Raw genomic sequence first — 25501 nt, forward strand, 5'->3', positions numbered from 1 at the left:
TCAGCGACGGGCGTGACGAAACAGGGGGCTCAAAGCATGGTGCGCAATTTCTCGCGAGCGGTCGCGGCAGCGTCCGCTGGTGCCGTGGTGATGTCGTCGTTCGTGGTGGCAGGTGTGGCGTCGTCCGACGTCGCCACGGCCGCCGTGGGCGACCCGATCAGCGGCACGATCTGGCAGGACTACGACTCGGACGGTGTCCTCGATACGTTCGAGGACACCGGGCGGCTGGGCGGAGTCGAGGTGCGTGCCTTCGACGATGACGGCACCGTGGCGGGGCCGGTCCTGACCGAGCCGGACGGCACCTACGCGCTCCCGGTGACCTCGGACGCCACCCGCTGGCGCGTCGAGGCGGACGTCCCCGACACGCCGCAGTGGGCCGGCTGGGAGGGCACCTCGTTCGGGCGTGCGGGTGGCACGACCAACGGCACCACCGTCCAGTTCGTGGACGTGCCCGACGGTGGCACCGACGGAGTGGACTTCTCGTTCCAGGTGCCCGGTGCGTACGTCGAGAACAACCCGCTGGTGTACCTGCCCGCGTTCCGGTACGGGTTCAGCGACGGTGATCAGGGAGAACTCTTCGGCGGCACGGCCCATCTCTACGACGCCACGAGCGCGGGCGACCAGGAGGTCGTCCCGACGGTGTGGGACGTCCCCTTCCAGCAGGTCGGCGCGACGTTCGGCACTGCCTGGCAGCAGGCTCCTGCGCCCGGCGAGCTCGGCTCGCTGTTCACGTCCGCCTACGTCCGCCGTCACTCAGCACTGGGGCCGGGAGGCATCGGCGCGATCTATCGCGTCGATCCCGACGACGGAACCTTGACGTCGGAGAGTGCCTCGGGGTCGCTGCTCGTCGATCTCGTGGACTACGTGGACCTAGGGTCCGACAGCGACCCGGGCGCCCTGCCCGGCGACCCGAACGGGTTGCGCCCGGCCGTCACTGCTGAGAACCCGGAATACGACTGGCAGCGCGACGCGCAGGCGTGGGACACGGTCGGGCGCACCGGCCTCGGCGGGATGGAGATCACGACCGACCAGCGCTACCTGTTCGTCGTCAACCTCTTCAACCGCTCGCTGGTGCGCGTCGAGATCGACCGCGCAGGAACGTCCGTCGTCGGCGTGGACGAGTTCGAGCTCGACGACTACTTCCCCGACAGCTCGGACCTGCGGCCGTTCGGCCTCTCGTCCAACCCGCTGACGAACGAGCTCTACCTCACCGTGACGAACACGGCCGAGTCGACGCAGGACAGCGACGACCTGCACGCCCACGTGTACGCGTTCAACCCGGAAGACCCGACGAGCCTGAGCGAGGTCCTCGAGTTCCCGCTCGGGTACGACAGGGGCGCCGGGTTCGGCGGCGTTGACGCGAGCTACCAGCCGTGGAGCACGGACCCCGCGTCGTACGACCCGTACTACGACGGTGACACCATGGCGTCGTCGGTGCCGGTCGTGAGCGACGCTCGCTACCTCCACGGCAACCTCGTCATCGGCATCCGGGCGTTCGACGGCGACCTGTTCGGGTCGTTCACCTACCTGTCGGACGATCCTTCGGACACGCGGACCGTCCGTTCCCGCACCAACGGCGGCGAGATGCTGCTCGCCGGCGGCAACCCCGACGGCACCTTCACGATCGAGCAGAACGGCGTCGTGGACGGAGACACGGGGGCGGGTGCCGGCGGCGGTTCGATGCTGAACGGTCCCACCGGGCCTGACAAGTACTTCGTCGACCAGTGGCGGGGCGGACCCGAGCACCTCGGTGCCGTCCTGGTCGTGCCCAGCCGGCCCGACGGCGTGCTCGAGACGGGCATCCACGTCGCCAACGGCTCGTACCAGGTAGGCACCCGCACGTTCGACCAGGGGACGGGTGCGGTGGCGAGCCCCCGCGGCGCGGCCATCATCACCGGGACGAACGTCCTGGGTGTCACGACCAAGGGCAACGGACTCGGCGAGCTGACGGCGCTCGCGTCGGCGGCGCCGATCGAGATCGGCAACTACGTCTGGTACGACGTCGACAACGACGGTGTGCAGGACCCCGGCGAGGACCCCGTCGGGGGCGCCACGGTGAACCTCTACGAGGTCGGCGAGGACGGCTCGCGCACGTGGGTCTCCTCCACGACGACGAGCGCGCAGGGCGAGTACTACTTCTCGTCGGACCCGGCGCTCAACACGAACGGCTACGCGCTGCGGACCCAGACGGACTACGTCGTCGGGATCGACGAGCCGGCCGACTACGACTCGCCGGACGGTCCGTTGTACGGGTGGTACCCGACGGTGGCCGACACGGGCGACGCCGGTTCGGTGGACCCGGACCGCAACGACTCGGACGGCCTCGTGGAGGAGTCGGACGAGGGGGCGTTCCCGTACGCGGCGATCACCACGGGTGGACCCGGTGAGAACGACCACACGCTCGACTTCGGTTTCTCCCAGCTGGACTACGAGTTCACCAAGCGGACGGTGTCCGGTCCCACGGAGAACCCGGACGACGACGGCACGTGGGAGGTCGTCTACGAGCTCGTGGTGGAGAACCCGTCGGACGTCCCGGGCGCCTACCTGCTCACGGACGACCTGACCGGCTACGGCGAGGGCATCGAGGTCGTGGACACCGAGGTCCTCTCGGGCCCCGACGGTGCGGTCCTCAACACGGCCTGGAACGGTGAGGGCGATCAAGCGGTCATCACCGAGCGGCTGCCCATCGCCGCGGGTACGACCGAGGACGCCGGCACGGCGCACGTGTACACGCTGCGCGTCGCGGTGGCGCTCGCCACGGACGCGACCACGGGCGAGGCCACGGCCGACCCGGCGCAGCTCGCGTGCACGCCGGACCAGGCGCCGGGTGACCCGACCACCGGGCTGTTCAACGTCGCGACGCTCGAGCCGACCGGCCACGAGGACATCGTCGACGACGAGTGCGCCGACCTGCCGCTGGTCACGCTCGACAAGACGGTCGAGGTCGAGCCGTCCGTCGTGGACCGGGAGAACGAGCCGGGCCTGTGGGAGGTCGTGTACGGCCTGACCGTCACCAACGAGTCGGACGTCGACACGGACTACGACCTGACCGACCGACTGCGGTTCGGCTCCGCGGTCGAGATCGAGTCGGTGGCGGTCGAGAACTCCGCCCCGGGCGGCATCGCGACCGACGAGGCGTTCGACGGGATCACGGCGACGCAGGTCGTCACCGACGAGCCGATCGCCGGTGGCGCCGTGCACGAGTACCTCGTGACGGTGCGGTACCGGTTCGACCTGCCGAACCCGCCCGCCGAGCCGAACCCCTCCGACTGCTCGCTGGTCGAGGGTGACGGCGAGGACGGCACGGGTCTGCTCAACGGGGCCGCGACGTCGTTCAACGGCTACCCGGACACCGACTCGGAGTGCCGCGAGCTCGGCCAGCCCACGCACACCAAGGAGCTCGTGTCGGCCGCTCCGGTCGGCGACGGGACCTGGCAGGTCGTCTACGACGTGACCGTGTCCAGCAAGGGAGTCGGCGCGACGGTGTACGACCTGGACGACACGCTGCGGTACACCGACCAGGCGACGATCGTCTCGGCGGCCGTGACCGGCGCGCCCGGTGGCGTGACCCTGGCCGACCCGGCCTGGGACGGGCAGAGCAGCACGCGCATCGCGTCGAACGTCTCGCTGCTCGGGACCGACGACGACGGCTACGCGGACCACGTCTACCGGCTGACCGTGGTGGCCGAGGTGCCGCTGCAGCTGGAGGGCGCCGGCTCGGGCGACGAGACGGACCCGACGGTCTGCGGCGCACAGGACGGCGACCCGCTGGCCACGGCCCTGACCAACGTGTCGCAGCTCATCGACGAGGCGGGGCTGACCGAGGACGACGCGGCGTGCGCCGAGCTGCCGTCGATCGACGTCGCCAAGTCGGTCTCCGCCGGTCCGGCCCCGAACGGGGACGGCACCTGGACGGTCACGTACGACGTCGTGGCGTCGAACGAGGGCGCCGCTGACGGTGTCTACGAGGTGACCGACCGCATGACGGCGGACGGTGACCTCGAGATCGTGTCCGGTGCGGTGGTCACGGCCCCCGACGGCGTGACGCCGTCCGGGACGTGGACCGGTCTGGGCGCCGAGGGCGCCCCGGAGAACGTGATCGCCACCGACGTGGCTCTGCCTGCGGACGGGACCCACACCTACCAGGTGGAGGTCGTGGTGACCGTCGACGACGAAGGCGTGGAGCTGGTCATCACGCCGTGCTCCGCGTTGGGCGAGGGTGACAACGGTGGGCTGTCGAACGCGGCCGGGGTCGAGCACAACGACCTGACGGACTCCGCCGAGGCGTGCGTCGCGGTCGCGTACATCGTGGTCGACAAGTCGATCAGTGACGGTCCGACGCCGAATGGCGACGGGACCTGGACGATCGTCTATGACGTCGTCGCGGAGAACGTCGGGGCCGACGCGGGCGACTACGAGGTGACCGACCGCTTGCACTACGGGGAGGGCATCGACATCGCCTCGGCCGAGGTGGTCACCGCCCCCGACGGCGTGACGCCGTCCGGGGCGTGGACCGGTCTGGGTGCCGAGGGGGCCCCGGAGAACGTCGTCGCGACGGGTGTGACGCTCGACGGCGGCGGAACGCACACCTATCAGGTCGAGGTGGTCGTCCAGATGGACGAGGCCACGATCGACCCCGCCGTGCTGCAGTGCCCGCCGCCCGGTTCGGGTGTCAGCGGTGGGCTGGCCAACTCCACGACCCTGGACCACAACGGGATCGTGGATGCCGACGACGTGTGCGCGTCGCTCCCGCTGATCGCGATCGACAAGACGATCAGCGCCGGACCCGTGGGCAACGACGACGGCACCTGGACGATCACCTACGACCTGGTCGCGACGAACACGGGCCAGGCCGCGGGCGACTACGACCTCACGGACCGGCTGCGCTACGGCGCTGGCGTCGTCGTGGAGTCGACGGACGTGATCACGACGCCTGAGGGTGTGACGGCCTCGCCCGACTGGACCGGCCAGGGCGCGGGGGAGTCCGCCGCGGAGAACGTGGTCGCCGCGGGCGTCACGCTCGAGGAGGACGCCACGCACACCTACCAGGCGCAGGTGGTGGTATCGCTCGACGAGGACACGGTCACGCCCGAGGCGCTGGTGTGCCCGGAGCCCGGCTCCGGGGCGAGCGGTGGGCTGGCGAACTCGACCGCGCTCGCGCACAACGGCGAGGCTCTGGACGACGAGGCGTGCGCCCCGCTGCCGCTGATCGGGCTCGCCAAGTCCCTGTCGGGTGCGGTGACTCCGGTCGATGGTCAGGGCGGCGTGTACGACGCGGTGTACGAGGTCACGGTGACCAACCGTGGCCCGGGTGCCAGTGCCTACGACCTGGATGACGAGCTGGCGCCCGGCGAGGGTGTGCAGGTCGTGGGCATCCAGGACGTGACCACGGACGCGGCCGACCCGGTCGGGGTCAACCCCGGCTTCGACGGGCTGAGCGACACGCTCGTGGTGGAGGACCAGCCGATCGCCGCTGCGGTGGGAGCACCCGTGGTGCACACCTACACGGTCACCGTGCGGTACGCGGTGGACCTGGCGGACGTGGAGCTGCTCGACACCGACGCGTGCACCACGGCGGCCGGTGGCACGGTGCCCGGGGCTCTGAACAACATCGCGAGCGCCGGGTGGAACGGCGTCGCCGCGTCAGCCGATGCGTGCGTGCGACCGGGCAAGCCGACCCTCGACAAGGCGTTGGCCTCGGCCACGCCGATGGGTGACGGGCAGTGGGAGGTCGTCTACGACCTGACGGTGGGCAACGTCGGGGCCGAGGCGACGACCTACGACCTGGACGACGAGCTGCTGTTCGCCCCCGCGATCACGGTCGCCTCGGTGGACGTCGCGGCCCCGGACGGCGTCCTGCTGAACGACGGCTTCGACGGCGACCAGGACCAGCGGATCGCCACCGACGCGAGCATCGCGGGCCTGGACGACGACGGGTACGCCCCGCACGTCTTCCGGGTCACGGTGGTCGCGAACGTGCCGCTGCACCTCGATGGTGCGGACGTGGGCCAGGACGGGACCGGGTCGCCGGCCTGCACCGTCACGGCCGGGTCCAACATGCTGGCGCAGGGGCTGAACAACGTGGCAACGCTGACCGACCCGACCGGTGGAACGGTGATGGACACCGACTGCGCGCCGGTGCCGTCGATCGAGATCGTCAAGTCGGTCGTGGGGGACCCGGTCCAGGGTGACGACGGCGCGTGGACGGTGACCTACGAGATCCAGGCGGTCAACGACGGCGCGGCCCGGGGTGTGTACACCCTGACCGACCGGCTGCGCTTCGGTGCGGGGATCGAGGTGCGTGACGCGCAGGTGACCGACACGCCTCGGCGGGTGACGGCGTCGGGCACCTGGACCGGGCTGGGCGCCGCGGGTGCCGACGCGAACGTCGTCGCCGGTGACGTCCGGTTGGCGCCGGGTCGCACCCACACCTACCGGGTGCAGGTCGTGGCCACGGTCGACCAGGACGCCGCCGACGCCTCGACGTGGGCGTGCCCCGAGCCGGGCTCAGGTGAGCGCGGTGGGTTCGCCAACACCGCCGGCATCGGTCACAACGACCTGGCCGGCACCGCCGTCGCGTGCGCCGCACAGGACGTGGTCGGTATCCCCGGCGAGCCCGGCTACTCCGGCGACTCCGGCAACCCGGGCGGATCGCTTGCCCTCACCGGAGCGATGATCGGCGGGATTCTGATCGCGGCCCTGCTGGCGATCGGGCTGGGCCTGCTCGCCCTGCGGGCCGCGCGTCGCCGCACGGACGGCTGAGGAGGGCGTCGAACGACGAAGGGCCCGCCTCACGACACGGTCGTGAGGCGGGCCCTTCGCCGTCTGGTGGCGGCCGAGGTGGTGGCGCGCGGTCGTTCAGGCGCCTGCCCGTAGTGCGCCGCCCAGCCCAGCGCCGTCGCGGCTCCCCGGTAGCACGAGGAACGTGCCGCTCGCCGTCGGCGTCACGTACTGCATGAGGTCGTCGATCTCGTCGAGGCGGTGCTGCGTCGCCGAGAAGGTGCGGAGGTCGGCCTGGAAGCAGATGAACAGCAGGCCGGCATCGGGGACCGGATCACCGTCCCGGCCGCTCGTCGTGCCGTTGTCGAAGGCGTAGCCGCGGCGCAGCATCAGCCGGCTGTCGGTGAACGAAGGATGCGCCGCCCGGGCGTGGGAGCGCGGCGGTACGAGGAGCTGCCCGTCCGGCGCCTTCGCCTGGAGGCGCACCTCGTCGTCGACGGTGCCGCCCGACAGCGGTACGCCGTCGCGCCGACGGCCGACGATCTCCTCCTGGCGATCCACCGGTTCGCCGCGGAACGCAGCGGCGTCGAGGCGCAGGCGCCGCACCACGCACACGCTCCCGCCGGCGAGCGGTCCGTCCGCGATCCACACGTTCTCCGCCTGCTCCGCCTCGGTCCGGGGAACGGCGATGCCGTCGTGGAAGCCGAGCGGGTTGCGCACGACGAAGCCCTCGCCCGGCCCACGGAAGCCGCGCTGCCGCCATCGGGGCCGCAGGTCGACGACCTGGGCGGTCACGTGCTCGAGGGCCGGCTCGAGCACCCCGGGGTCGCTCGCGCACAGCTGGATCATGAGGTCGCCACCCGTCGTGCCCTGCGGGAGACCGACGTCACCCACGAACGCCGGGAGGTCGTCGGCGCCGGGCAGCGCCGGGTCGACCGCACCGACGAGCCGCGGGCCGATGCCGACGGTGACGGTGAGGTTCCCCGGGCCGTCGGGAAGCTCGCCGGACGCGCCGGCGAGGAGCTCGTCCACCGCCCGGCCGATGGTGTCGCAGAGGTCCGCGACCTGGTCCGTGCGTTCGGCGTCGAAGACGGCGAGGAGGCAGTGCTGCTGCGGTGTCGGTGGACGCGTGACGCCTGCCTGGTGTGGACCGTGCGGCTCGACCCGCCGCCCGCCGGGCCGGGCCGCTTCCGACCCGGTGTCGGCACCTGGGGCGGCCGTGTCGGCGGCTCCGGGAGTCTCCGGACGCAGCGCGATCGACGTCGCCCCCGCACCCACGCCCGCTCCGATCCCCAGCCCGAGGCCGACGCCCGCGAGCCCGCGCAGCAGCGTGCGGCGGTCCAACCCGGCGTCGTCGTTCACGGTGTCGGAGCCGCCTGTCCGACGGCCTGGAAGGCGTCGGCGAAGTCGACCCCCTCGGCCTCCCCGAGATCGACCGCGATCCAGTCACCGCTGCCGCCGGGCCGCATCTCGAGGCGCAGGATGCGCCAGCTCTCGTCGACCCAGTACCGCACCGTCGCCGCGCTGCCGTCAGCATCAGGGTCCTGCTCGGACACGTCGTCCGACGTCGGGCCCGCCAGGACCTGGACGGGCACGCCGTCGATGCTGTCCTGGCGCAGCCACCGCGCGTCGGACTGCTGCAGGAGCACAGGGTTGTCCGGCCTGTCGTTGCCGAGGCCGACGATCACGGCGAGCAGCGCGTGCAGCCGGGACTGGTCGGGGACGAGGTCTGACCCCGTCCATGTCGTCCCGTCGTCGTCCATGCCTGGCGGTGGCAACGGTGGCAACGGTGGCGGCTCCGGCTCCGGCTCCGAGGCGCCGGAGTCGCCGTCGAAGGTCGAGACGGTCTGGGCGCTCCACGCGAGCAGCCCCGTCTCGTCCGACGAGGTCTCGTGCACGCCCGCGTAGCCGAGGTGCGCGACGAAGTCGACCCAGCCGTCGACGGCGTAGGTGCGCCCGGCGTCAGCCACCTCGAAACGTACGGTGCGCACCCCGGCGGCGTAGTTCTGGAAGCGCATCGTGGCCAGGCCCTGCGCCTCGTCGGTGGTCAGCGGCCGGGCCGTGGCCGAGGGGCTCGGCGCGGTGTCGACGTCGCCGTCCGTGTCGGCGTCGGAGTCACCGCACGCTGTCAGCCCGAGCGCCAGCGTGAGCGCGACGGCGACGGCCGCGGCGCGCGGCACAAGTGCGGTCACGGGGCCGTCCCCGCGCGGTCGGCGAGAAAGCCCGGGTCGGGCAACCCGAACCCCGCGAGGTCCGGCACGTCCACCGACGCCGGCAGAGGCTCGGGCACCTGCTCAGGGTCCGGCAGCGACGGCTGCTCGGGCGGCGCCGGTACGTCGAGGAAGCTCGTCCCGGGAGGGACCTCGACCGCGGGGACGCCGTCGGTCACGCCGCCCTGCGCGCCGGTGCCATCGGGACACGTGGCGTCGAGGAGCGCCGGAGGGAGCGCTGTGCTGGGCCCCTCGCCGCCGGCGGGGTCGACGCACGTGCCCGAGGACGGCGTCCGCTGCGCGGAGGTGTCGAGCAGGTCCACGCCGTTGCCGCCGAACGCGTTGGTGACGAGCCGGTTGTCCTGCGCCGCGATGTCCTCGGCGTTGCTCAGCTGCACGCCCGCGAGGGGGTTGCCCGCGATGCGGTTGCGCGTGAGCTCGTTGGCCTGGCCGCCCGTGATGCCGACCCCGACGCCGAACCCACCCAGCGCGTGCGCGGGCGACTCGGCGCTCGTGTTGCCGGCGACGAGGTTGCCGACCACGGTGTTGGCGCGCTGGGGCGTGAACGCCTCCTGGTAGGAGGAGAGGAGCGTCATGCCGATCCGGTTGCCGCTGAACCGGTTGCCGGCCACCACGACCGAGTCGGAGGCGTTGGCGTTCTCGAACCCGACGGCGTTGCGCTCGGCCACGTTGCTTGCCACGAGCACGTCGCACTCCTCGCACTGGCCGACGTAGATTCCCGAGTCCGCCGACCCGGAGGCGTAGGAGTCGGTGATGCTCCCGTGCCGTGCGTTGAAGGCGTAGATCCCGTAGAGGCCGTTGTTCGACGCCGTGACGTGGCTGACGCCGAAGCGCTCGAGCGGCGGGAACTTCTCCGGGTCGAGCCGCGTGTACCCCGGGCCGCCGTGGGCCAGCGGGCCGTCGTCCCCGTGCACGCTCGTGACGAGCACGCCGTAGAAGAGGGTGGAGCGCACCGTGAGGTTCTCCACCCGGACGCCGTCGGCGGCTCCCACCACCCCGAAGGACCGCGTGCCCTCGCCGTCGATGACCGTGGTGTTGCGGTCCAGCCCGCGCAGCGTGACGTCCGGCGTGGTGATCCGGACCTCTTCGGTGTACACGCCCGGACCCACGAGGACCAGGCCGCCCTCAGCGACCCGCGTCACCGCGTCGGAGATCGTCGCCGCGTCCTCCGGGACGTGCACGATCCCGGGCGCCGGGTCCGGGGCGCTGCCGGGCGCACCGGGTGGCTGGGCCTGCGTTCCGCACCCTGCGAGAAGGCTGCACCCCAGGGCGGCCGCGACGATGAGGCGACGGGGCAGGGCTCTGCTGCGCATGGGCACCTTCGGTCGGAGACTTATAGCAGAAACCCTATCGGTGAGGGTCCACGTCCGACACTCGAGCCACGATCCCGCGACGCCCGGCGAACCGGCGGCTGGCCGGGGTCAGGCGGCCATCGCGGGGCGGGCGCCGACTGCCCGCAGCACGAAGGTCTCCGCGGCGCGGATCGCGCGCTCCCGGGCCTCCGGCTCCTCGGGGATGAGGCGGCCGGAGAGGCAGGCGTTGACGAGCTGCACGGTGGGCTCGATGTCCTGCGCGGGGAACGAGCCGGCGGCGATGCCGTCGTGCAGGATCCGTTTGAGGATCGACTCCACGATCTCGGCGTGCTCGCGCAGCCTGGCCTGGGTGGTGCGGGACAGCACGGTCCGCAGGTCGGGGCCGGGTGCCAGGTGGAAGACCCGGGCGAGCTGGGCCTGCTGGCGGATGTAGGTGCGCAGCTGTCCCACCGGGTCGTGGACCTCGGCCAGCGCCCTCTCGAGGGTCAGGGCGTACTGCTCCGTCTCGTGGGTGATGAACCCGATGAGCAGCGACTCCTTGTCGGAGAAGTGGTTGTAGACGGCGGTGCGCCCCACACCGGCTGCGGTCGCGATGTCGGCCAGCGTGATGGTGTCGAAACCACGCTCCGCCATGAGCGTGGACAACGCCGTGAACAGCTTGTGCCGAGTCATCTGGCGGTGCTCGTGCAGACTCTTGCCGATGATCTTGGGCATGCTGACATCATAGGCAGCCGGTGTCAGGTCACCGGCCGATATCCTCGTCGCTGTGACAGATGACACCGACGGTCGGCAGGCCCAGCCCGACGGCATCGTCCCGGACACCAAGGACTGGACCTGGGCCGTCGAGCGTCGCTGCGAGGACTGCGGTTTCGACCCCGCCGCCGTCGACCCCCTCGCCGTCGGCGACGCCGTCCGGGCGACCGTGCCGGCATGGCAGGCCGTCCTCGCACGGCCCGATGTGCGCCGTCGTCCCGCGCCCGGGGTCTGGTCCCCGCTGGAGTACTCGGCCCACGTCCGCGACGTCTTCCGGATCTTCGACGAGCGGCTCGCGCTCATGCTGCGCTCCGACGGCGCGATGTTCGAGAACTGGGACCAGGACGCGGCGGCGCTCGCCGGGCGGTACGCGCAGGCCGACCCGACGGCGGTGGCCACGGAGCTCGCCGACGCGGGCGCCTCGGTCGCCGAGCGGTTCGACACCGTGCGTGCCGACCAGCTGGAACGTGTCGGCCGGCGCTCCAACGGCTCGACGTTCACGGTGCGGACCTTCGGGCGGTACTTCCTGCACGACGTCGTCCACCACCTGCACGACGTGCGCGGCTGACCCCCGGCGCAAGGACCGGCGTCACACGCCTGTAACACGCAGGGCTTCTGATGGGCCGTCGAAGCGAGTACGTTGCCCGATATGTCGTTCGTGCAGACGCTCGTCCCGCCGGAGCACGCATCGAACCATGTCCTCGTCGTCCCCGACGCGTGGGTGCCGGCCCGCCTCAAGGGCCTGGCCGACGCCTGGTTCCCGGAGGTGCGATGGCTCGAAGAACCTGTCGCGGAAACAGGGGCACGGCCCATGGGGGGCGCCCGGTTCCGGGGCATGGCGTCAGGTCACGTGGAGCAGGTGGGTCCTGGGTCGCTCGGGATCGGCAACGAGCACAGAGCGGCCGGCCCGTTCCCGGTGGCGGAGGAGTTGTCGCCCCAGATCGAACTGACCGGCGGGGCTGCGGCCTACGCGCTCGGTCGTCTTGACGGGATGCTCGACGTTCGCGCCGGCCGGCCGGCGACCACCGACGACCGGGACGGCATCGCCCGTGCCTTCGCAGCCGGTCTGCCCGAGGGCGAGGAGCTGAGACTGGTCCAGTGGGGTGTTGCGGTCGCGCGCAAGTCCGGCGGGGTCGTGCTCGCCGACGGCCGGCAGCTCCTCCACCCGGACCCCACGAGCGCCGTCGACCTCGCGTTGTTCGCGGCGCACCCGGTCCCACCCGCCGAGCTCCTCGGCCTGCTGCGTTCGTTGATCGCGACGGCGGACACGGAGCCGGGGCCACCGGCGCCCGACGGCACCGCACGCAGCCGTCTCGTGGCGCGCACCCCGTACGACGGCATGATCACGGTGGAGGCCGAGCGGGTGGAGCGCGTGCCCCGCGCGCTGGTCGGGCTGGACTGGCGCGACTACGGGCCGCACGCCTACCGGGTGGCGTGGGTGCCCCAGGTGCCCTACGAGCTGAGCCTCGAGGAGCCCTCGGGCGTGCACGTCATCGCGCGCTCCCGCATGCGGGCGGTCGTCGCCCGGTTCGCTCTCCTGCTGCACGCGAAGGTGGGCGGAGCGTTCGTCGACGACGGGGCGTTCGTCGCGACGACGGGCGAGATCGAAGCTCGCGCGGACGATCAGCGCGCGCCGTCGCGTGCCTGGGTCTGACGGGTCCGCAGCCGTCTCGGCTCGCAGGGTGACAGCGATGTTGTCCACAGGCGTGTGGAGGGCGGACGACAGGGTCGGGGTGAATGGCGACCCAGGTGAACGCAGGTTTTCCCACGGTGCCGCCGTCGCCCGTGGTCGAGGCGGACAACCCTCACGAACACACCGGAACCGCGGAATCTTGCGGATCCCTGGCGTTGCCACGCTGTTCCGTTCGAGGACGCCCTGGTGCCGCGGCCACCGTTCTGGCCCTCGGCGGCGCGGCGGGCGGGCGTGTCGTCCACAGATTTTGTCCACAGGGGTGTGGACGGTGTGGGGATTCCGGGCGTCCCGCTGTGGATGAACGTGTGGTCGATCATCTTCGCGCTCCGCCCCCTTGCAGACACCCCGGAGCAGGTCTAGAAACGTGCTAACGGTCTCGACGAGATGCGGCCACGGCCACGGCGACGTGGGCAGGGCACAGCTCGACGGGACGATGGTCGACCGGAGAACGACGGGCCGATCCGCACCGAGTGCGGGCCGCGGGTGACGACGCGGGTGTCTGGCGGGGCCGGAAGACCAACCGCGTCCGGGATCTTGCGGAGAACGGGACGGTGGGGGCGACGACGCATCAGGCCCTGACCGGTCCGGTAGGAGCCCCGGAGCTGTGACGTCGACACAGCGCCTCGCAGCGATCGCCTGGAGGAACGCGGTCATGCCGAGGCCCCCGGCCGTCCCGGGGGCCTCGGCCGTACCTGAGAGCGCGACCGCGCGTAATCTCGACGCATGAGCAATCTCGAGACGCGCCCGGCCGAGCAGGTGTGCGGTGCGGGCGCGGCGGCCGGCGGAGTCGAGCTGCTGGAGGCACGGGACGTCCCGCTCGGCGGCCCGCGCGCCATGACCGTGCGTCGCACGATCCCGCAGCGCCGGCGATCCCTGATCGGCGCCTGGTGCTTCTGCGACCACTACGGGCCGGACGACGTCTCGACGTCCGTGGGGATGCAGGTCCCGCCGCACCCCCACATCGGGCTGCAGACCGTGAGCTGGTTGTTCGCCGGGGAGATCCTGCACCGCGACTCGGTCGGCTCGCTGCAGACCGTGCGCCCGGGCGAGCTCAACCTCATGACGGCCGGGCGCGGGATCTCGCACTCGGAGGAGTCCCCGGAATCGGTGGCCGGATACCGGCGTCCCCCGACGTTGCACGGCGTCCAGCTGTGGACGGTGCTGCCCCGCGAGGCGAAGGACACCACACCGAGCTTCGAGCACCACGGCGACCTTCCCGTCATCGTGCACGACGGCGTCCGCGTACAGGTCTTCCTGGGATCGCTGCCCGTGGCCGGGCAGACGCTGGTCTCACCCGCCCGCACCTGGACGCCGCTCGTGGGCGCTCAGCTCGACCTCGAGGCGGGGGCGTCGATCGAGCTCGATGTTGATCCCGGGTTCGAGCACGGGTTGCTCGTCGACGCCGGTGACGCGCGGCTGGACGGGGCACCTGTCCCGGTCGGAGCGCTGGCGTACACCGCCCCCGGTCCTGCCCGGCTCACCGTCACCGCGGGGGCGGACCCGGTCCGCGCGGTCCTGATCGGCGGCACCCCGTTCGGCGAGGACGTCGTCATGTGGTGGAACTTCGTGGGGCGTACCCACGAGGAGGTCGTCGCGGCGCGCGCCGACTGGATGGCGCAGCTCGCCGAGGCGGACGACGGCGGCACGGGCTACGCGCAGGGTGCCGCCGACCGGCGCTTCGGTCGCGTCGACGGCTACGCGGGCGGACCGCTGCGCGCGCCGGCCCTGCCGGACGTCCGGCTCCGGCCTCGCGGCCGGCCTGGGCGCTGACCCCGAGGTCCCGCTCCGAGGATGCTCAGGGGAACGTGATCCGGATCTTCGCGTTCTTCTTTCCCTTGGCGACGTTGACGACCTTGATCTTCATCCCGCCGCTGCGGGTCGTGAAGGTCTGCCCCTGCCACATGTGGGAGCGACGGTTCGACTGCGGACCCATCGGCACGATGAGGTGCTCGCCCGGGTAGGCCCACGTCGACCCCCCGCCCGCCATGCGGCTGACGCTGATGCCGTACCGCACGGTGTAGTTGGAGTTCGCCTTGTAGGGCAGGCGTGTGTATGGATAGCTCACCCCCGGCTCCTTGCTCCGCAGCTCGATGAAGTACACGTCCCCGGTGCGGGGGTCGCGGGCGCGGACCAGGGTCGGTCTCTTCGTGTCCCGGTGCCGGGCCGTCATGAGCACCGTCCGGTTGCCACCCTTCTTGCCGACGAACCGCTGCTCGGACTTCGGCAGGACGCCGAGCCGGCGCTTGTGGGCGCCGGAGAGCGAGGGGATCCCGTTGGCGGCGAACTCCGCCCCCATCAGGTCGAGTGGGTCGAGACCCTCGACAGCCCCGCAGCGCGAGCTCCGGAAGTCGCCGTCGGCCTTCCCCTGGCACCAGCCGACGCCGGAGTGGTCGAGCCCCATGTTGTGCGCCAGCTCGTGCGCCAGGGTGGAGACACCCTTCTTGTACTGGCCGTGGTTCCACCGCTGCTTGGCGTTGTAGCCGTTGGGCCCGCCGAACAGCGAGAACGTCCACCCGCCCGGCGAGTCGCGTCCGGCCTTCGAGGGCATCGACGCCAGGCCGACCTTGCCGCCGCAGGTGGTGGCGTAGCGCGAGCCGCCGGCGAAGTCGCCCTTGCCGTAGGGGTAGAGCACCACGAGGTGCGCGCGGCGGTCGGGGCCGCGGTTGCTCGAGGAGTACCAGCCCTTGCCGTAGTGCTTGGCGCCGCCTCGCTTGACCTGCTTGAGGACCTGCTTCGTGGTGCGGCACGCCCCGTCACCGGTGTTGATGCGGTGCACCCTTCCCGAGCGCGCGAACGTGATCTTCCCGCCGGACTGCTCCGACCAGTAGGCGGACGTCTCTCTCAGCAATCGGTCGACGTCGGAGTCACGTACCCATTTCGTCACGCGCTTCTTCGGGATGTTCTTGGGGGTCGCGATGACGACCTGCACGGAGTGCCGCTTCTTGCTCGTCGTCGACGCCGTCGCCAGCGCGCGGGTGCCGTCGTTGGCCGATGATCGTCCGTACCGTGACGAGTCCACGGAGGACTCCCAGGTCACGGGGGTGTCGACGTGCGGTTCACGCAGGTCCGGGGCCGCTGCCGCGGAGGTCGCGTCGACCGCGAGGAGCGCCCCCACGATGGTGGTGATCACTGCAAGACGAAGCGACATACCGGGCCCCCGTACCGATTGACATCGATTTGTCGGAGCGTATCGACGAAAGGTGGAAGGTGCGCGTCGAGCAACAATGTCCATTTCGCCTGGAAAGTCAGGCCAATGGCTTTTTCGGGCCGTCCGGGGACGCAGGCGCGTCAGTGCCGGTGTCGGATGACGGCGGGCAGCACGGCCCACAGCCCGAGCAGCAGCACGGCGCACGCGGTACCCACGACCAGGCCGGCCGTCCGGTCCAGCACGACGTCGAACACGAGCAGGGCAGTGCAGGAGAGCGCGACGGCGAGGAGCACCAGCGCCCCACGGGTCATCCGGTCGCCGACGGTGACGATCGACTGCTTGAGGTGCCTGCGGAACAGCGCCCGGTGGATGGCGACCGGTGCGACGAGCAGCCCGGTGGTGAGGATGCAGGCCAGCAGGTCGACCAGGTAGACGTTGCGCTGGAAGGCGTCGAGGTCCTGGAACCGCGGCTGGAAGGGCAGGATGAGCAGGAAGCCGGTGAGGATCTGCACGCCGGTCTGCATGACCCGGAGCTCCTGGAGGAGCTCGACCCAGTTGCGGTCCGAGCGCTCCTCCGGCGACTCTCTGCGGCCGTCCGGGCGGGGCTCCGGCATCCCGGCGGTCTGGGCCATCGGTCCTCCTCCGCGCCGGCTGGTGGGTTCCTCATCGTGCCACCGGCAGCGTCACGACGCAGCGACGACGAGAGGCCCGGCCGTATGACGGCCGGGCCTCTCGGAGCGGAGCGGGTGACGGGAATCGAACCCGCGCTATCAGCTTGGGAAGCTGAAGTTCTACCATTGAACTACACCCGCACGATCGTCCTTCACGTGAGCGGCCGACCTCTCGGAGGGCCGCCACGACGACGCGCGTCCCGATCATACCCAACACCCCGCCTCACGCCGAAACCGGGCACGCCGCAGCAGGCGACCCGCCCCGCGAGACCGCGGTGCACGCGGTCCGGCGGCCGACTACCGTGTCCACGTGCTGCTCTCCGACCGCGACATCCGTGCCGAGCTCGACGCCGGGCGCGTCGCCCTGGACCCCTACGACCCGGAGATGGTCCAGCCGTCGAGCATCGACGTCCGGCTGGACAAGTTCTTCCGCCTGTTCGACAACCACCGGTACCCGTTCATCGACCCGTCGCAGGAGCAGCCCGAGCTGACCCGCCTGGTCGAGGTCGACCCCGGCGAACCGATGGTGCTGCACCCGGGGGAGTTCGTGCTCGGTTCCACCTACGAGGCCGTCACGCTGCCCGACGACGTCGCCGCGCGGCTCGAGGGGAAGTCCAGCCTCGGTCGGCTCGGCCTGCTCACGCACAGCACGGCGGGCTTCATCGACCCGGGGTTCTCCGGGCACGTGACCCTCGAGCTGAGCAACGTGGCGACCCTGCCCATCACCCTGTGGCCGGGGATGAAGATCGGCCAGCTCTGCTTCTTCCGGCTCTCCTCGCCGGCCGAGCACCCGTACGGCTCCGAGCGCTACGGGTCGCGCTACCAGGGGCAGCGGGGACCGACGGCGAGCCGGTCCTGGCAGTCCTTCCACCGTTCCGACGTATGAGCGCCTACTACTCCGGTGGCCGACGTCGGTACGCTCGGTCCCGCCGCGCGGGCTCCATGACCGGGCACGACGCGGCGAACCGGTCCCGGAAGGAGCTCCACCAGATGGCCAAGCAGTTGTCCTCGTCCCTGCCACCGCTGCCACGTGCGACCACCCAGGGGCACCAGGCCCGCCACCTGCTGGCCGTGCCCGCCGACGTCGAGGTCGACGAGGTCGAGGTGCTGGCGATGTCCCGGTTCACGGGCGCCCGCTGGGACGTGGTCCCGGCATCGCTGCCCGGGGCCGACCTCCCGGCGGGCCGGATCGCGGCCCCGGGGGAGCCGGGGGTGCTGCGCCTGACCCGCCACAGCCACGTGCACGGCCCGTACGCGCCCCAGGGCGACGGCTTCGAGCTCGGCCTGCCCGGTGGTACGGCGATGGTGTTCGACGTGGTGGCGCCCCGCGAACGGTGGGACGACGCGCCGGTCCCGGGCGGCGGCGACCGCGACGGGATCGCCCGTTCGTTCCCGGCAGGGCTGCCGAACCGCGAGGAGGAGCGCGTCGTGGCGTGGCTCGTCGCGGCGGCCCGTCGGCTCGGTGGCTCGGCCCGGCTCGACGTCGCCGCGCTGTGGGACCCGGCGGAGGAGGCGCGGCGTGGCGCCGGCGCCGGAGTGGTCCTGACCCCGGACCCGGGCGCCGCCGTCGACCTCACCGTCTGGTCCGACATCTGGCTGGACCCCCAGGCCGCGCACCGCGTGCTGCAGGAGGTGCACCCGCGCGTCGTGCTCGCCACGGAGGGGGCCGACTACCAGGGCCCGCCCGCGGGGATCGCCGAGAAGCCGCTCTACCCGGGCGAGAAGATGGACCCGGACGTGCGCCGCGAGCTGCACGCCCGCGCGGACGAGGTCGACATCGCCGCGCTCCAGGAGCCGGTCGTGCTGGACGGGTACGGGCTGACGATCGACCTCGGGCACGACGGCCACGTCACCGTCGAGGTCAGCGGGGACGAGGTGCTGCCGCTGCTGGTCAAGGAGCTGCCGTGGGCCGCGGGCGGCGCGATCTGCTACCGGGTCGTCTGGGACCCGCCGGACCAGCACGAGGCGCAGCGGGAGTTCCCGCAGGCGGCGCTCGTGGTGGCGCGCAAGCGGGCCGCGGACCTGGTGGGGAGGGTGGCGGCCGCCATCCAGGCGGCGGTCGGCGGCGAGATCGCCGACGAGTCCGAGTTCCTGCTCGCGCCCGAGGACCTGTAGACGCCGGTCAGGCCGCGGCGCGCTCGCGGGCGAGCAGCGACTCCTTGATCGGCAGCCCGTAGCGGAATCCGCCGAGCGTGCCGTCGCTGCGCAGCACCCGGTGGCACGGGACGAACAGTGCGGCGGCGTTGCGGGCGCAGGCCCCGGCGGCAGCGCGCACGGCGGCCGGGCGGCCGGTCTTGTCCGCGTACTCGGTGTAGGTCACCCGGTCTCCGGCCGGGACGGTCCGCAGCACCTCCCAGGCGTGCTGGCGGTACGGCCCGGAACGCTGCCGGACCGGTACCTGCCCGACGGCGGTCGGGTCGCCGGCGTAGTAGGCCCGCACCGCAGCGGCGGGTCGGGACACGTCGGGGTCCGACGTCGGCACGGCGGGTACCGGCAGGACGGGACGCAGGTCCGGGTGGACGAGCGCGAGCAGCGAGGCGACGTCGTCGGTCCAGCCCGAGGCGAGCACCACGCCGTCGTCGGCGACGATCGTGAACGGTCCGTCCGGGGTGTCGAGGGTGGTCGAGACGGTCATGCGGAGGTCCTTCCGGTGGGTGCGGCGGCACGCCAGACGTGCCGTGCGGCGTAGGAGCGCCAGGGCGCCCAGGTCATGGCGCGCTCGGCGAGAGTGCGGTGGTCGGCGGGCAGCCCGAGCGCGCGGGCGCCGGCTCGCAGCGCCACGTCGCCGGTGAGCCAGGTGTCCGGGTGCCCGAGCACGCGCAGGGCCACGTATCCGGACGTCCAGGGACCGATCCCGGGGCGGGCCTCGAGGTCGGCCCGCAGCGTGGCGACGTCGGCGCCGACGTCCACGGCGAGCTCGCCGGTGGCCAGCGCCCGCGCGGTCGCGGTGACCGTCTCCCGCTGCCGGGCGGGCAGCGCGAGGTGGGTGCCGCCGTCGTCGGCGACCTGCGCCGCGGTGGGGAACAGTCGTGTCAGCCCGGCGAACCCGGAGGTGTAGGGCGTACCGGCCGCGGCGGTGAGCCGGCCGAGGTGCGTGCGCGCCGCGGCGACCGAGATCTGTTGCCCCACGATCGCGCGCACCACGAGCTCGTGCGGGTCGGCGGCGCCGGGCACCCGGGTGCCGGGGACCGCGGCGACGCTCGGTGCGAGCGCCGGGTCGGCGCCCAGCGCGGTGTCCACGGCGACGGGGTCGGCATCCAGGTCGAGCAGGCGCCGCACCCGGGCGACGGCGGTGGCGACGTCCTGCAGGGACGTGAGCTCCAGGCACAGTGCGACGCGGCCGGGGCCGACGGCGGCACCGGCGGTCACGTGCACCGCGCCCGGGCCGCGCGGCAGCAGGAGGGTCCGGGCGTACGTCGCGTCCGGGCCGTCGGTCGTGGCGGTCTCCACCCCGTCGACGGCTCGTGCGGCCAGGTAGGCGACGGTGCCGACGGCGTCGAACGGCTCACGGACGGGCAGCGTGAGGTCGAGGCGCACCCGGTCGGCCGGGCCTGCGGAGGCCTCGGTGGCCGGGACGGCGCGCCGGGCGCGCAGAGCGGTCGGGGTGGTCGCGAAGACCTCGCGCACGGTGTCGTTGAGCTGGCGGATGCTGCCGAACCCGGCGGCGAACGCGACGTCGGCCACGGGAAGGTCGGTGCTGGTCAGCAACGTCCGGGCGGTCTGTGCCCGGTGGGCCCGGGCCAGCGTGAGGGGGCCGGCGCCGAGGTCCTCGCGCAGCACGCGGGCCAGGTGCCGGGTGCTGTACCCGAGGTGCGCGGCCAGTCCGTCGACGCCCTCGCGGTCCACGACGCCGTCGGTCACGAGACGCATGGCCCGGCCGGCGAGGTCTCCGCGCAGGTCCCATGCCGGGGTGCCGGGGGTGGCCTCCGGCAGGCAGCGCTTGCAGGCGCGGTACCCGGCGTCGTGGGCGGCCGCGCTGGTCAGGTAGAAGGTGACGTTCTCGCGCCGGGGGGTGCGGGCCGGGCACGACGGGCGGCAGTAGATGCCGGTGGTGCGCACGGCGGTGAAGAACTGGCCGTCGAACCGGGCGTCGCGGGCGGCGATCGCCCGGTAGCGCTCGGTGAACACCGGGTCCGGTGCGGTGGCTGAGAGGGTCACGTACCCATCCTCGCGCGCTGCGGCCGGCGTCGGCTAGCGGGAATCGGACATGACGGTGACGGCGCGCGTGCCGTCCCTCAGACGGAGGCGTCGAGCCATCCGACGACGGCACGCAGGTACTCGTCGCGGGCCGGGGCGGGGGAGAGCGCCAGGTCGTGGGCGCCGCCACGGATCGTCATGTAGCTGACGTCGTCGCCGAGCATCGGGGCGCGCCCGCGTATGTGCGCCACGTCGAGCACGCTGTCGGTCGTCAGGTGCTCGTCGTGGCTGGACCGGTCCGAGGAGAGCACCAGCACCGGGACGTCGAGGTCCAGACCGCGGGCGAGCCGACGCTGGGAGCGTAGGACGGAACGCAGCCACGCGGCCCGCACGGTGAAGGGCTCGTGCCACTTCCAGGCGGGGTCGAACTGCCACTCGCCGCCGTGCTCGGCGTGCAGGGCGACGGCGTAGTCCGGGGCGAGGTGGCTCACCACGGCGCGCGGTGCCACGGGGGCGACCGCCTCGACCATCGCCGTCGCCGCCCAGCGGGTGACCCGGGGCCTGTTGGGCGCGAACCACGGGCTGTTGAGCACCAGGGCGTCGGCCCGGCCCGGGCGCCCGGCGGCCCACAGCGGGGCGATCAGGCCACCCGTGGAGTGTCCGAGCACCACGAGCCGTTCGTGCCCGGCGTCGCGAACCACCGCGGCGGCGGCGTCGAGGTCCTGGGCGTAGACCGCGATGTCGGGGACCTGGTTCGGGTCGCGCCCCGCGGCGGCATGGGCCTCCCACGACCGTCCGTGCCCACGCAGGTCGACGGCGTAGAACGCGTACCCGGCGGCGGCGAGCTCGCGGGCCACGTGCGGGTGGAAGAAGTAGTCCACGAACCCGTGGACCGCCAGGACGGCGACCCGGGCCGGCCGGTCGTCGGGCGCCACCGAGGGCGTGTACCGCACGAGCGTGGTCTCGGCGCCGTCGGGCAGCGCGAGGGTACAGGCCTCGAAGCCGTCGCCCAGGAGGTCAGCGTTCCAGCGAGGCTCGGAGGAGTGCGTGAGGGGGGCCGTCATCCCGCCGAGCCTACTCAGCGCGGCGCGGCGGGACCCTGCTCCGGACCGTCCTGCTCCGGGTCGGGCGGCCCGCCCGGTCCTGTCTGAGGCGGGTGCGGTGGCTCCGCGGGAGGCTGTGGGGAGGCCTGCGGCGGCCGACCCGGCGTGGCGAGGGGTGGCTGGCCGAGCGGCGGGCCGGGCTGCGGCGGGCCACCGGGGGTGTACGGGTCGGGGACGGGCGTGGTGCCCGGGGTCACGGCCCCGGGGCCCATGGCCTCCGTGACGGGCCGGCCCCTGCGGTTGTTGCGGACGACGAGGAGCACGACCAGGGCGATCACGGCGAGCCCGACCACGACGCCGACGATCCACCAGGGGAAGCCCCCGGACCCGAGGCCGCCGTTGGCCTCGCCGCGGGCGTAGATCTCGGTGCTCTCGCCCATCGCGGGACGCCACTCGACGGTGCTGCCCTCCACGGTGCCGTTCGACTCGATGACCTCGCCCGGGAACGTCACGGCGATCCGCACGTCGAACGCGCCGGCCATGCCCGCCGCCATGGAGTCGAGCTGGCCGGTGTCGTCGGACATGTCCATGGTGCCCTCGACCACGTACTCGTCGCCGTCGCGGGTGATGGACAGCTCGTCGGTGCCGGCGCCGGAGAGCTCGTCCAGCGGCATGTCGGTGAAGGACATGGTGGTGCCCGTGTACTCGCCGTCGGCGTACGGCTCCTGCGTGGCACCGTCGGGCAGGTCGCTGGCGACCTCGTCACCCGCCTGGTCCCAGAGCGTCTGGGGGTCCATGCCCATCGACTCGGCGAGCTGGTCCGCGAAGGCCATGGTGAACGACCCGGAGACCGTGTCGTCCTCGTTCAGCGTCAGGTCCATGTCCATCTTCAGGCAGCCCGCGAGGGCCAGCAGGCCGACGGCGGAGAGCAGGGCGACGGTGGCGGTGCGGAGGCGAGGCCGGCCTCGGGTGTGTGTCTGCACCCGTCCAGCATCGCCCAGTTCGGTGGCGCCGGCACCCGCAGGGGCGCCGTTGCGCGGCCGTGCGACCGTGCGAGCGCAGGGTTGAGTGGAATAGACTCAACTTTGCAGAGGTTGATTCCGAGCAGCACCCACCTTCCTGAGCGGACCCGGAGGATCCATGGACACCAAGTTCACGACGATGTCGCAGCAGGCCATCGGCGACGCCGTGCAGTCGGCATCGGCTGCCGGCAACCCCCAGCTCGAGCCCGCGCACCTGCTCGCCGCGCTGCTCCAGCAGACCGGTGGCGTCGCCGTCGGGCTGCTCGAGGCCGTCGGCGCGAACCCGCAGCAGATCGGCCAGAAGACGCGCGCCGCGCTGGTGGCGCTGCCCACCGTCAGCGGCGACGGTGTCGCCCAGCCCGCGCCGTCGCGCTCGATGCAGTCCGCGCTGACCACCTCCGCGCAGGAGGCGGAGGCGCTCGGGGACGAGTACGTCTCGACCGAGCACCTGCTCATCGCGCTCGCCGCCGGGCAGTCCTCGGCCGCCCAGGCGCTGACGGCCGCGGGTGCCACCGCCGATGCGCTGCGCGCCGCGCTCCCCGCCGTCCGGGGTTCCGGCCGCGTCACCAGCCCGAACCCCGAGGGCACGTACAAGGCGCTCGAGCAGTACGGCACCGACCTCACCGCCCGGGCCCGGGAGGGCAGGCTCGACCCGGTCATCGGCCGCGACGCCGAGATCCGGCGCGTCGTCCAGGTGCTGTCGCGCCGCACCAAGAACAACCCCGTGCTCATCGGCGAGCCCGGCGTCGGCAAGACGGCCGTCGTCGAGGGGCTGGCGCAGCGCATCGTCGCCGGAGACGTGCCCACGTCGCTGCAGGGCAAGCGCCTCGTCGCGCTCGACCTGGTCGGCATGGTCGCGGGAGCGAAGTACCGCGGCGAGTTCGAGGAGCGGCTCAAGGCCGTCCTGGAGGAGATCGCCTCGTCCGACGGCGAGATCGTCACCTTCATCGACGAGCTGCACACCGTCGTGGGCGCGGGCGCCGGCGGCGAGGGAGCCATGGACGCGGGCAACATGCTCAAGCCCATGCTCGCCCGCGGCGAGCTGCGGATGGTCGGCGCCACCACGCTGGACGAGTTCCGCGAGCACGTCGAGACGGACCCGGCCCTCGAACGGCGCTTCCAGCAGGTCTTCGTCGGCGAGCCCACGGTGGAGGACACCGTCGCGATCCTGCGAGGGCTCAAGGAGCGGTACGAGGCCCACCACAAGGTCACCATCGCCGACTCCGCGCTCGTGGCGGCGGCCGCGCTGTCCGACCGGTACGTCTCCGGTCGGCAGCTCCCCGACAAGGCCATCGACCTGGTCGACGAGGCCGCCTCGCGGCTGCGCATGGAGCTCGACTCCTCGCCCGTCGAGATCGACGAGCTGCAGCGTGCCGTCACACGCCTCGAGATGGAGGAGGTCGTGCTGTCCGAGGCCGACAACGCGGCCGACGCCACCTCCCAGGAGCGTCTCGAGCGCCTGCGTGCCGACCTCGCCGACCGGCGCGAGCAGCTCGCCGCGCTGACGGCTCGCTGGGAGGCGGAGAAAGCCGGCCACAACCGGGTCGGCGACCTGCGCGCCCGGCTCGACGAACTGCGGGTCGACGCCGAGCGCAAGCTCCGCGAGGGCGACCTCGAGGGTGCCGCACGCGTCCAGTACGGCGAGATCCCCGCCGTCGAGCGCGAGCTCACCGAGGCCGAGCAGGAAGAACGCGCCGTGGCGGCCACCGGGTCGGGCGAGGCGGACGTCGCGCAGGAGGACCCGATGATCGCCGACAAGGTCGGCGCCGGCGAGATCGCCGAGGTCGTCGCAGCCTGGACCGGCATCCCCGCCGGGCGCATGCTGCAGGGCGAGTCCGAGAAGCTCCTCGGCATGGAGGACGTGATCGGCGAGCGGCTGATCGGGCAGCGCAACGCGGTCGAGGCCGTCTCCGACGCCGTGCGGCGCTCGCGGGCGGGCGTGTCCGACCCTGACCGGCCGACGGGCTCGTTCCTGTTCCTCGGCCCGACGGGCGTGGGCAAGACCGAGCTCGCGAAGTCGCTCGCGGACTTCCTGTTCGACGACGAGCGCGCCATGGTGCGCATCGACATGTCCGAGTACTCCGAGAAGCACTCGGTGGCCCGCCTGGTCGGGGCACCCCCGGGATACGTCGGGTACGAGGAGGGTGGTCAGCTCACCGAGGCGGTCCGGCGTCGGCCCTACTCCGTGGTGCTGCTGGACGAGGTGGAGAAGGCGCACCCCGAGGTCTTCGACATCCTGCTGCAGGTGCTCGACGACGGCCGGCTGACCGACGGTCAGGGCCGCACGGTCGACTTCCGCCACACGATCCTGGTGCTGACGTCGAACCTCGGCTCGCAGTTCCTCGTGGACCCGACCCTCGACGACGCCACGAAGCGGGAGAACGTCCTGACCGCCGTGCGCACGGCGTTCAAGCCGGAGTTCCTCAACCGGCTCGACGACGTCGTCGTGTTCGACGCGCTGTCCATCATGGAGCTCGGGCAGATCGTGGAGCTGCAGGTCGCAGCCTTCGCGGCCCGGCTCGCGGACCGCCGCATCACGCTGTCGGTGACCGACGCGGCACGGGAGTGGCTGGCGCTCGAGGGCTTCGACCCGGCGTACGGCGCCCGGCCCTTGCGGCGGCTGGTGCAGCGAGAGATCGGCGACCGGCTCGCCAAGCAGCTGTTGTCGGGCGACGTGGCCGACGGCGACGTCGTCGTCGTCGACCGCGACCCCGAGGGCGCGGGGCTCACCGTCGCCCCCGAGGTGCTCAACGCCTGATCGGCGCGCCCG

At 72.6% G+C, this 25501-nt stretch carries 17 protein-coding genes and 1 tRNA gene; 7 read left to right on the forward strand and 11 right to left on the reverse strand.

Features of this window, described 5'->3' with window-relative positions:
• Positions 1–36 precede the first annotated feature (36 nt).
• A complete protein-coding gene (locus PZC42_RS01365; protein ID WP_277207616.1) occupies positions 37–6762 on the forward strand; it encodes an SdrD B-like domain-containing protein in 6726 nt (2241 codons plus the stop codon).
• 96 nt (positions 6763–6858) lie between these two features.
• Here the strand turns inward: PZC42_RS01365 and PZC42_RS01370 are convergent, their stop codons facing one another.
• The 4 genes from PZC42_RS01370 to PZC42_RS01385 all read right to left on the reverse strand — a co-directional run bounded on the left by PZC42_RS01370 (position 6859) and on the right by PZC42_RS01385 (position 10978).
• Positions 6859–8082, reverse strand: a complete 1224-nt coding sequence (locus PZC42_RS01370; protein WP_277207619.1) for a Dyp-type peroxidase — start codon at positions 8080–8082, stop codon at positions 6859–6861.
• Positions 8079–8912, reverse strand: coding sequence for a hypothetical protein (locus PZC42_RS01375; protein WP_277207621.1), 834 nt, complete (start codon positions 8910–8912; stop codon positions 8079–8081). Before PZC42_RS01375 ends, PZC42_RS01370 begins: the two co-directional genes overlap by 4 nt.
• Positions 8909–10264 (reverse strand): right-handed parallel beta-helix repeat-containing protein, encoded by a 1356-nt coding sequence (locus PZC42_RS01380; RefSeq protein ID WP_277207623.1) that lies wholly within the window; start codon positions 10262–10264, stop codon positions 8909–8911. The genes PZC42_RS01375 and PZC42_RS01380 overlap by 4 nt, the downstream gene beginning before the upstream one ends.
• A gap of 108 nt (positions 10265–10372) precedes the next feature.
• Positions 10373–10978 (reverse strand): TetR/AcrR family transcriptional regulator, encoded by a 606-nt coding sequence (locus PZC42_RS01385; protein WP_277207624.1) that lies wholly within the window; start codon positions 10976–10978, stop codon positions 10373–10375.
• 52 nt (positions 10979–11030) lie between these two features.
• On the opposite strand from PZC42_RS01385, the gene PZC42_RS01390 reads away from it, so the two are divergent.
• The 3 genes from PZC42_RS01390 (at position 11031) to PZC42_RS01400 (ending at position 14480) form a co-directional block, all read left to right on the forward strand.
• The gene (locus tag PZC42_RS01390) at positions 11031–11585 is read left to right on the forward strand and encodes a DinB family protein (protein WP_277207625.1); all 555 of its coding nucleotides are present in this window, start codon (positions 11031–11033) and stop codon (positions 11583–11585) included.
• A gap of 81 nt (positions 11586–11666) precedes the next feature.
• Positions 11667–12671 (forward strand): hypothetical protein, encoded by a 1005-nt coding sequence (locus PZC42_RS01395; RefSeq protein ID WP_277207626.1) that lies wholly within the window; start codon positions 11667–11669, stop codon positions 12669–12671.
• Positions 12672–13433: 762 nt separating this feature from the next.
• Entirely contained in the window at positions 13434–14480 is a 1047-nt protein-coding gene (locus tag PZC42_RS01400) for a pirin family protein (protein ID WP_277207628.1), read from the forward strand.
• 25 nt (positions 14481–14505) lie between these two features.
• Here the strand turns inward: PZC42_RS01400 and PZC42_RS01405 are convergent, their stop codons facing one another.
• From PZC42_RS01405 to PZC42_RS01415, 3 genes are all read right to left on the reverse strand, one after another.
• Positions 14506–15840 (reverse strand): hypothetical protein, encoded by a 1335-nt coding sequence (locus PZC42_RS01405; RefSeq protein ID WP_277207629.1) that lies wholly within the window; start codon positions 15838–15840, stop codon positions 14506–14508.
• Positions 15841–15998: 158 nt separating this feature from the next.
• Complete coding sequence (locus PZC42_RS01410; RefSeq protein ID WP_277207631.1) at positions 15999–16490, reverse strand: DUF6328 family protein; 492 nt, start codon at positions 16488–16490, stop codon at positions 15999–16001.
• A 109-nt stretch (positions 16491–16599) separates the two neighbouring features.
• A tRNA-Gly gene (locus PZC42_RS01415) sits at positions 16600–16670 on the reverse strand.
• Positions 16671–16839: 169 nt separating this feature from the next.
• Between PZC42_RS01415 and dcd the strand changes: the two genes are divergently transcribed.
• Positions 16840–17415, forward strand: a complete 576-nt coding sequence (gene dcd, locus PZC42_RS01420; protein ID WP_277207633.1) for a dCTP deaminase — start codon at positions 16840–16842, stop codon at positions 17413–17415.
• A complete protein-coding gene (locus PZC42_RS01425; RefSeq protein ID WP_277207634.1) occupies positions 17412–18644 on the forward strand; it encodes a hypothetical protein in 1233 nt (410 codons plus the stop codon). Before dcd ends, PZC42_RS01425 begins: the two co-directional genes overlap by 4 nt.
• A gap of 7 nt (positions 18645–18651) precedes the next feature.
• Here PZC42_RS01425 and PZC42_RS01430 read toward each other — a convergent pair whose 3' ends face one another.
• The 4 genes from PZC42_RS01430 to PZC42_RS01445 form a co-directional block, all read right to left on the reverse strand.
• Positions 18652–19164 carry a methylated-DNA--[protein]-cysteine S-methyltransferase gene (locus tag PZC42_RS01430; protein WP_277207636.1) on the reverse strand — a complete coding sequence of 171 codons (513 nt, stop codon included), beginning with the start codon at positions 19162–19164 and terminating at the stop codon, positions 18652–18654.
• Positions 19161–20687, reverse strand: a complete 1527-nt coding sequence (locus PZC42_RS01435) for an AlkA N-terminal domain-containing protein (RefSeq protein ID WP_277207638.1) — start codon at positions 20685–20687, stop codon at positions 19161–19163. The genes PZC42_RS01430 and PZC42_RS01435 overlap by 4 nt, the downstream gene beginning before the upstream one ends.
• A 77-nt stretch (positions 20688–20764) precedes the next feature.
• Complete coding sequence (locus PZC42_RS01440) at positions 20765–21730, reverse strand: alpha/beta hydrolase (RefSeq protein ID WP_277207640.1); 966 nt, start codon at positions 21728–21730, stop codon at positions 20765–20767.
• Between the two features lie 14 nt (positions 21731–21744).
• The gene (locus PZC42_RS01445) at positions 21745–22692 is read right to left on the reverse strand and encodes an LppM family (lipo)protein (protein WP_277207643.1); all 948 of its coding nucleotides are present in this window, start codon (positions 22690–22692) and stop codon (positions 21745–21747) included.
• A gap of 157 nt (positions 22693–22849) precedes the next feature.
• On the opposite strand from PZC42_RS01445, the gene clpB reads away from it, so the two are divergent.
• Positions 22850–25489, forward strand: coding sequence for an ATP-dependent chaperone ClpB (gene clpB / locus PZC42_RS01450; protein ID WP_277207645.1), 2640 nt, complete (start codon positions 22850–22852; stop codon positions 25487–25489).
• Positions 25490–25501 lie beyond the last annotated feature (12 nt).

This window comes from Isoptericola croceus, from assembly GCF_029382255.1.
GTDB lineage: Bacteria > Actinomycetota > Actinomycetes > Actinomycetales > Cellulomonadaceae > Isoptericola > Isoptericola croceus.